Origin of the sequence: Nitrososphaera sp. (genome assembly GCF_037447015.1) — an archaeon.
Lineage (GTDB): Archaea > Thermoproteota > Nitrososphaeria > Nitrososphaerales > Nitrososphaeraceae > Nitrososphaera.
In genome coordinates this window covers 1-8,569 of the sequence record NZ_JBBIHK010000058.1, presented here as the reverse complement: position 1 = coordinate 8,569, position 8,569 = coordinate 1, and the positions used below count along the sequence as shown (strand labels likewise).

6 protein-coding genes are annotated in these 8,569 nt (G+C 59.4%); 5 read left to right on the top strand and 1 reads right to left on the bottom strand.

What is annotated here, in order from left to right:
- Positions 1-1,317 (bottom strand): 3'-5' exonuclease (locus tag WKI84_RS12525; RefSeq protein WP_337863897.1); only part of this gene is annotated, 1,317 nt, incomplete at its 3' end.
- Between the two features lie 103 nt (positions 1,318-1,420).
- Here WKI84_RS12525 and WKI84_RS12520 point away from each other — a divergent pair.
- From WKI84_RS12520 to WKI84_RS12500, 5 genes are all read left to right on the top strand, one after another.
- Complete coding sequence (locus WKI84_RS12520; protein WP_337863896.1) at positions 1,421-2,770, top strand: FAD-dependent oxidoreductase; 1,350 nt, start codon at positions 1,421-1,423, stop codon at positions 2,768-2,770.
- A 53-nt stretch (positions 2,771-2,823) separates the two neighbouring features.
- A complete protein-coding gene (locus tag WKI84_RS12515; RefSeq protein ID WP_337863895.1) occupies positions 2,824-3,666 on the top strand; it encodes a DNA double-strand break repair nuclease NurA in 843 nt (280 codons plus the stop codon).
- On the top strand, positions 3,659-5,260 hold the full coding sequence (locus WKI84_RS12510) for an ATP-binding protein (RefSeq protein WP_337863894.1): 1,602 nt from the start codon (positions 3,659-3,661) through the stop codon (positions 5,258-5,260). Before WKI84_RS12515 ends, WKI84_RS12510 begins: the two co-directional genes overlap by 8 nt.
- Positions 5,261-5,281: 21 nt before the next feature.
- Complete coding sequence (locus WKI84_RS12505) at positions 5,282-6,472, top strand: DNA repair exonuclease (RefSeq protein ID WP_337863893.1); 1,191 nt, start codon at positions 5,282-5,284, stop codon at positions 6,470-6,472.
- On the top strand, positions 6,469-8,569 hold a 2,101-nt coding region (locus WKI84_RS12500), incomplete at its 3' end, for an AAA family ATPase (protein ID WP_337863892.1). The genes WKI84_RS12505 and WKI84_RS12500, both read left to right, overlap by 4 nt.

Sequence of the window (8,569 nt, the reverse complement as noted above, 5' to 3'; positions counted from 1 at the left end):
GCCTATCCTTGCGATGACCACCAGCAGCTTCATGAGCAGGTTGTCGCCAAAGCTGGTCAGCCTAAACGTCAGGTCCGCGTCTTTCAGGCAGTACTCGGCAAGCTTTTGCATTGGGAGCTCGCTGATGTCGCCCTCAAATTCCAGCTTTGAATCTTCCAGGAGCGCCTCGCAGATGGCGTTTAGCGTATACTCGGTGTATTTCCTTGAAAACGCGTATATCTGTATCGAGCGGTTCTGGAACATCCTGAAGAGGTCGATGTGGATGCCGTGGCGTATCCCAACCGGCTCGGCCTGCATCCCGTGCCTGATGAACGACTCTTTCTTTACCATTATGGGGACAGAGTCTTTCGGTATCGCCTTGCCGTCGGCGGGGCTTATGCGCGGGTCCTGCGACCTTGCATACAGGTAGGGGAGGTCAAAGTCGTCGCCGTTGAACGTCAGCACTATGGGGTACGAGTTGATTATCTCAAACGCCTTTTCGAGGAGCTCCTTTTCGCTCTTGCACACCTCTGCCTGCGGTATCAGGGGCGTGCCGTCGTCGTTGACGTTGTCCCCCAGCACCAGAACCTTGCGCAGGCCGTCGCTCCCGGCAAAGCCGACTGCGCTCACGCGCCTGTCGTGGTCGCGCGGGGTGGGCATCCTGCCCTCCTCCGACTCGACTTCAATGTCCACTGCCACCCTCCGCAGTTCGGGGATGGGCTGGTTGAGCAGGTTGGCCCACGTCGTGACGTACTGCCTGTATTCCTTTCCTCCCTCTCCCTCTTCTTTGATCTTGTCCCACAGCAGGCTCTTTAGCTCAAAGTCGACCTTCTCTGAAATCTTGTACAGTTCCTGCTTTATCTGGTCGCCGTGCCGGACGTAATAGACGCCCGGTATCAGGCCGTTGTCGTACATATAGTTCTCGTGGTACTTGATGTCTGCCTCCCAGCTCTTCACCTTCTCGCGCAGGCTGTAGTCGGTGCCACCGATGGATAGCGGGTCCGGCGCCGTCACTTTCAGCACATCTATTTCCTTATCCAAGATGACGTCTTTTTTCTTCACACGCTGTACCGAGTACTTGGGCTCTTTTGCTACTATGCTGTCAACGAGCCCGGCGTATTCCATCTTGGTGTAGGCGTACGGCTTGTGGTCAGTCCTGTCGCGCCAGTGGTAAATCACGTTCCCTTTGGGGTCGTAGAATTTCAGGTAGACCTTTTTCTCTTCGCCAGAGTACACAGCCGACAGCAGGAGCGCGGGCAGGCCCTCCGGGAGCTCGGGAAGGTCGTCGTATCGCCGCCTCCTCTCCGGGGTTGCTGCCGTCTCTTGCGCCGCCGCCATTTCAGACAACCTTGGCGCATATCGTATTAAACGTTTTACGCCTGCCCCCGACACAGCCGCCGGCGTATAGATAAATAGCCACGCCTGCGACGATCTCTTGCGCTTGGAAGGAGGAAGAGGAGAGTACAGGGTCGCCATCATTGGCGGGGGGATACTGGGCACTTCTATCGCCTATTTCCTTGCAGGCCAGGCCAGAGACCCGTCCTCGATCGTCATGATAGAGCAGGAGCAGGACATCGCCTTCCACACGAGCAGCAGGAACACGGGCAAGGTGCACGCCCCGTTCCTGTACGACCCAGTCAAGAAAAAGCTGTTTGCGCGCGCCGCGGCGCTTGGCTTTGAGATGTGGGAGAGGTATGCGCACGAAAAGGGCCTGCCGTTCAAGCGCGACGGCGTCCTGGAAGTGGCGACCGACGACCGGGGCATCGACCGCCTGCACAAGTACATGGCCTGGGGAGAGGCAAACGGCCTGTCAAAGGACGAGCTGAAACTGCTGGACAAGGGGCAGGTCTCAGCCATCGAGCCCAACGTGCGTTGCGAGTCTGCCATCCTGTGCACCCGCGACGGCTCTGTAGATTACAGGCTATTTACAAGGGCGCTCCTGCAGGACATCCGCTCGTTTGGCTGCACCCTGCTGCTGGGCCACAGGGCGACGCGCATAATCGCAGCAGATGGCAATTCCGCCAACAACAACATCATCTCCTTGCGCGCCGCAGACGGCACGAAGAAGGAAATTAAGGCGCAATTCATCATAAACGCTGCTGGCGGCAACGCCGTTGACATTGCGCACGCCATGGGCGTTGCAAGGGAATACACCGACCTGCATTTCAGGGGCGAGTACTGGCAGGCCCCCGAGCAATACCGCGACCTGACAAGGCTTTCGATATACTCAGTACCACGCCATCCTGAGTACCCGTTCCTCGACCCGCACTGGATAGTGAGGGCAGACGGCAGGCGGGAGGTCGGCCCAAACGCGGTGCCTGTCTTTGGGCCCTACGCGTACGGGTACGGCAGGAACTTGGCCGACATGATACCCAAGGTGCTGGAATCATCGAGGACTGGCGCCAGGAGGGTCTTTCTGGACAGGCAGTTCATCTCGCTTGCGAGCACCGAGCTGAAAAGCTCGCTGTCAAAAACGGCCATGATAAACAGGGTGCGCGAGTTCCTGCCTGCCATCCGGCCGTCGGCGTTCACGGTCAGGGGAACGGCGGGCATACGCTCGTCGGTCATCGACTCGCACGGCCGGTTCGTGCCCGACACCATGGTACTGCAGCAGAAAGAAGAGGGCTCGCTGCACGTCATCAACTACAACTCGCCCGGGGCGACCGGCGCGCTCCCGATGGCTGCCAGGGTGGCTGCGATGGTGATGGGCACCGGCATCATTCCCCTGTCAGATGGCAGGCCCGGGACGCTCTGGGATCCTTGCGAAACAGCTGAAAAAATGGCGACCTGATCAATTTTTAAACAAGCTCACGCCCCGTAAGCAGAGAGAGAGGGAGGGCGACCTTGCTTAAAGAGGTATATCTCGACGCGCTGAGGAACCGGGAGGCCAAGGTCGCCAGGGTGAAGGACGGCAACTACCAGTCGATAATATCTGCGGCATCTGCGCGCTGGATCCCGTACGAGCCGGCGCAGACAAAGTGCGAGTCTGCCGGCATTGACAGCAGCTGGAACAAGCGAGCGTTCCAGGGGCTGAACCTCTATGTGGTGGACGCAGTCGCAGTCACGAGCAGGAACAAGGTGCTTGCGGCCGAGTACGAGGACGAGATAGCCGACTCGGCCCGGCGGGACTCGCTAGAGTCAAAGGCGATGCTCATGGAGTCGCTCGTGGCGCAAAAGGCCGCCGAGAAGCGGGAGGCCGACGTCATCTGCGTGGACGGCTCGCTCGTGTCAAGGACGAACGGCAAGGCTTCCTCTATAGCGTTTGAAATGGTGAAAAGGTACGGCGATTCCGTCTTTATATCAAAGACGTCTGAAAGCAGGGCCCAGTTTGGGCAGATGGGCTCAAAGGCAGGCGACATCTATTACTACAACCATGCAAGCAAGAGCGCGCCGGGGTTCAGCGAGCCGGCGCCCGTGAAATGCGAGTTTGCCAACGTCTATGAAACTTATGCGCGCCTGCGGCCCCACACGCCGGCCGTGAGGATAGAAATAGTCGGCAGCACTGTCAGCGCCCAGGACGTGAAACATCTTTTGGACAGGCTGAGCTACCGCAGCGTGGGCGGCTATCCATACTGCCTGAAGCTGGCGCACAACAACTGCAAGGTGAGCAATGAAGATATAGACAAACTAGTGAGCATATTCAGCCTGCACAACGAGCAGGGGGCCAGGGACGCGCTAAATGAGTAATAATAATAGCAATAACAACGGTGGCGGCAGAAAAGGAGGAGAAGGAGGGGCGGCAGCAGCAGCGGCGGAGATAGTCGGTATTCTGGTGGGCAGGGCCCGGCCGGAAGAGGTGACTTTTGAGTCGAAAAGGCCTGTCAGCATCGGCGAGTACGTCACGCTGGAATACGGCGGGGGCAGGGGCAAGGTGCTGGGCCTGGTGGAGCGCTCGTCGATAACAAGCGACGCGCTTCGGGACGACATACACAACTACGAGGAGGCGTTTGAAAGCCGCCAGGTGGCCATGGAGAACGCCCGGGACAAGAGCTACAAGGGCACGGTGCGCATACTGGGCTACCTTGACGACCTGAAAAGGTGCAGGGCGGTGATCCCTGCCGTGCCGGCCGAGCCCGGGACGGAAGTATTTGAAGCTACAGCGCAGGACCTTGCGGCAATATTCTCGCCCTCTGGCGGCGAGTGGGCCCGGGTGGGCTCGCTCCTGCGCAACCCTGACGTTGATGTCGGGGTCAACGTCAACACCGTGGTTTCAAGGCACCTGGCGGTGCTTGCCATGACGGGCATGGGCAAGAGCAACCTGGTGTCGCTCCTGACCAAGGAAATCGCCCGGATACGGGGCACGATGGTGATTTTCGACTACCACGACGACTATGCCGGCCTGGACATACCGGGGAGCAACAAGATGGAGGCCAAGATCAACCCGCGCTACCTGAGCGTGGACGAGTTTGCCGAGGTGATCGAAGTCAGGGAGAACGCGTCGAACCAGCTCCACGTCCTTCGCGCCGCGTTTACAGACGAAATAAGGAAATACAGCGGCGACGCCTTCTGGGAGCGCCTGTCCGACTCTGCGCTGGCCGCCGGCAACGAAAAGACGTACAGGGAGGCGGCAGAAAAGGTGATGGACAAGATACAGGACGCAAGGAGGCGCTTCCGGGGCGTGCTCGACCCGGACCTTGCGGATCCGCTTGCGCTCGTCAAAAACGGCAAGATAAACATACTGAGCCTGGTCGAGCTGACCGAGCGCCAGGCAAACATAATCGTCGCCTACTATTTGCAGGAGTTGCTGGAAGACAGGAAAAAGGCGAAAAAGCAGGTCAAGGGCGAAAGCTCGCCCCCGCGCTTTCCGGCGCCCGTGCTTGCGGTGATAGAGGAGGCCCACGTGTTCGTGCCAAAGGGTGAGGACACGGAGACGAAATACTATGCTTCAAAGGTGGCCCGGGAGGGGCGCAAGTTCGGGCTCGGGCTGGTCATAGTGTCGCAGAGGCCACGCAGCATCGACCCGAACATACTGAGCCAGATGGGCTCGCTTGCGGTGATGCGCATGGTACAGCCGGACGACCAGATGCAAGTCGCCGCGGCAAGCGAGTCGCTCAGCAAGGACCTGGTGGACCAGCTTACGTCGCTCAACCCCGGCGAGGCCATACTTGCAGGCCAGTGGGTCAACCTGCCTGCGTTTGTCCGGGTGGATGAGGTCAGGGGCCGCAGGGTCGGCTCCGACATCAACGCGGTCGAGCAGTGGCGCCAGCTCTCCTCGGTGGCCGAGATAGCAGCAAGGGAGACGTCGCAGTCGTACATACCGTCTGGCTATTCAGACGATTAAAATAAAGAGGGAAACCAGCGGATGCTCGTCTCGCACATCTCTGACCTGCACCTTGGGTACTCGCAGTTCAACCTGGAGGAGCGGGAGGAGGACGTCTACGAGACCTTTTACGAAGCCATCGACACCTCCATAAGGGAGGGCGCCCGCCTGGTGGTGCTCGCCGGCGACATATTCCACACGCCCAGGCCAAACGGCAAGGCAGTCTACAGGCTCGCCGGCGCGCTCAAAAAGCTAAAGGAGAAAGAGATACCTGCCGTGTTCGTGCTTGGCGAGCACGACATCAGCAGGATGCGCGACATCCCGTTTGCGTACGTGTTCCGCACGCTCGGCCTTGCCCGCCACCTGAAGCTGGACGAGCCTTTCGTAGCAGGCGACTGCGCCGTCTATGGCGCAGACAAGGAGCGCCGGGGCAACATCGACTCGCTTGTCGAAAGGATGCGCAAGGCAGGCGAGCTGGCGCAAAAGCGCGACGGCGACAAAAAGAAAAAGATCCTCGTGCTCCACCAGGGGTTGACCGACCTGAACAAGTTTGCCGGCGAGCTCAACTCGTCTGACATACCGGGCAATTTCCAGTACTATGCGATGGGGCACTACCACGACAGGTATGAAAAGTATTTCCCAAACCTTGGCGGGCCGCTGGTCTACCCCGGCTCGCTCGACCTCACGCCGAGCGAGGGTATAAAGGAGGTGGACAAGGGGTTTGCACTTGTCGACATGTCCGGCGAGGAGGCGTCCGTCCAGTTCGTGACGCTTGCGCGCCGGCCCCAGTTTTCCGTCAGGATAGACTATGACAGGATGGCAGAAGGGGTGGAAGGCATTTTGCGAAAAGCTGCTGGCCTTTCAAAAAAGCCGGTGGTCAGGGTCGAAATAGCCAGCAGCGGCGGCAGCGGCGGCAGCAGTAGTGGCAAAAGCATAGATTCCAAGGTGGTGGCAGGCAACCTGACGCGGCTGAACGAAGCGTGCCTGCACTATGTCTGGCAGTCGCTCGACGACAAAGAAGGGTCGCCTTCGATGGTGTACGACGAGCGGCCGGCGGATCTTGACGCCGAGCTCCTGCGGCTCGCCCGGGACGCGCTGGGCTCAGAGGAGGCGGCAAGGCTTGCGATTTTGGACCTGCTGCCTCCCGCCGCGGCAGGCGACGCCAGCTCGGCGCTTGACATCGTCTGGGACATGTACAAAAAGAAAAAGAGGGTGCAAAAAAAGGCTCCATGATCAAAGACCTTGAGCTGAAGGACTTTATCTCGCACAGGGACACGCGCCTGGAGTTTGGCAGGGGCATAACCGTCTTTGTGGGGCACAACGGCGCCGGCAAGTCGTCAGTCATCGACGCCATAACCTTTGCGCTGTTTGCCGAGCACACGAGGAGGCACAACAAGAACCTGGTACGGAGGGGATCGTCAGGCACGGGCTCGATGGTGCGCATGCGCTTTACGACAAACTCCAAAGAGTTCCAGGCGACAAGGTCGCTGACCGGCGCAGGCGCGGCCCACTTCTCGCAGCTGGAGCTCCTGTCGGAGGGCGGCGTGGCGGTCAACAAGAAAATCGCAGGGGGCGAGCGGCGCCAGTACGGCGAGTCGATGAGCGCCGAAGTCGCCAAGGTGCTCGGCCTTGACTACAAAAAACTGCAGGTGGCGGCAGTCGTGCAGCAGGGCGAGCTTGTGAAAATAGTGGAGGCGCAGCCCCGGGAATTCAAGGAGCTCCTCAACGGGCTCATCGGGATAGACCGGCTCGACACGGCCTTTGCCACAATGAAGGACGTCATCGCCGGTTTCAGGAGCAGGCTGCGCGACGAGCCCGGCGGCTACACTGACGAGGACCTGCCAAAAGTACGGATGCAGATCGAGGAAAACCGCAAAAAGCTGCAGGAGGCGGCAAGGCTTGCGTCGGAATACGCGGAGGAAAAGCAGAGGCTTGACGCTAGGATACGCGAGCTGGACGCCACCATCGCGGCGATGGAGCCCCTGAAGGAAAAGGCAAACGAGGTGCAGGCAAAGGAGAAGCGCCTGCTGAAATACGTTGCAGAGAGACGCGACCAGGTAGCTAGCGAGATACAAAAGATGGAAAGGGTGGCAAGGGAGGCCCGGCCGGCTCTTGCCCTCCTGAAAAGCAAGGAGGAGGTCTGCATGAGGCTTGAGATGGTCAAGCACGAGATGGAAGAGGTGCACCGCCAGCTGGAAAAGAGCGAGAGCGAGGCCGGCAAGCTGCAGGGGCTGCTGGAGTGCTCTGACAGGATAAAAATAGTGGACGGCAAATGCCCCGTCTGCAACTCGGCCGTGTCAAAGGTGAACGAGATGTTTGACTCTGCCCACATACGGCAAGAGGCAAAGCGCATTGCAAACGAAAAGTCGCGCCTGCAGGCAGAAAAGCTGGATCTGAAAAAGGAGGAGCTAAAGCTGGCAGAGGAGGGCAAGCGCGTCGCCGCGGCAGAGGCGTTCCTTGCGAGCAACTGCATCCACGACATTAAAGACGTTGAAAAGCTGGAGGCCGAAATCGCCCCAAAAAAGCAGGTAGTGTCCCGTCTGCCAAAAGAAGTAACGAAGGTGGGCGACGACCCGCTTGCGCTTGCTATAGACGACGCGTCGCGCTCGTTTGCAGAAGAGATCTTTTCGTTAAGGGAGCAGGCCAGGAGCTTTTCCGTGGTCCAGTACTCGCAGGCCAAGGACGACAAGTGGAAACTGCTGCAAAAGCTGCAGGACGCAAGCGCCCGGCTTGGCGCGCACGAAAAGACCGCCCAGGACCTGAAATCTGCCATCGAGTCTGACACAGACGCCGTGGCCCGGCTTGAGCATGCCGCAGAAATTGCGTGCGGCCTGGAGCGCATACGGTCGCTGGTATTCAACCGGGACGGGGCGGTGGGCATGAGCCTGCGCTCGTGGGCGCTTGGCATGATATCGAAAAAGGCGTCCGACTATGCGTCGCTCTTTAACGTCGGGATATCGAGGATCGAGCTTGCCGAGAAGGCAAGGGAGATAGAGATAACCTGTTACGGCAAGAGCGGCGAGATAAGCATGGACTCGCTGTCTGGCGGCGAAAAGGTTGCAGTCGCGCTTGCGCTCAGGCTCGGCATAGCCCACATGATGGGCGCAGGCAGGCTGGATTTTGTGATACTGGACGAGCCTACCACCCATCTGGACGAGGAGCGGCGCAGGGCGCTTGTGCGGATAATCTCTGAAGCGTTCAGGGAAGGGACGGGGCCGCTTGCCCAGATGCTCATAATAACGCACGATTCAGAGATCTTTGAAGATTCGGAGGTGGACGCCGTCTACAGGTTTTCCATGACCGCAGACGGGTCGAAGGTGACGAGGGAAT

Bases quoted from the DNA above. Each gene is read 5' to 3' on its own strand.
- WKI84_RS12510 (WP_337863894.1), top strand. From the start codon at position 3,659: ATGAGTAATAATAATAGCAATAACAACGGTGGCGGCAGAAAAGGAGGA.
- WKI84_RS12505 (WP_337863893.1), top strand. From the start codon at position 5,282: ATGCTCGTCTCGCACATCTCTGACCTGCACCTTGGGTACTCGCAGTTC.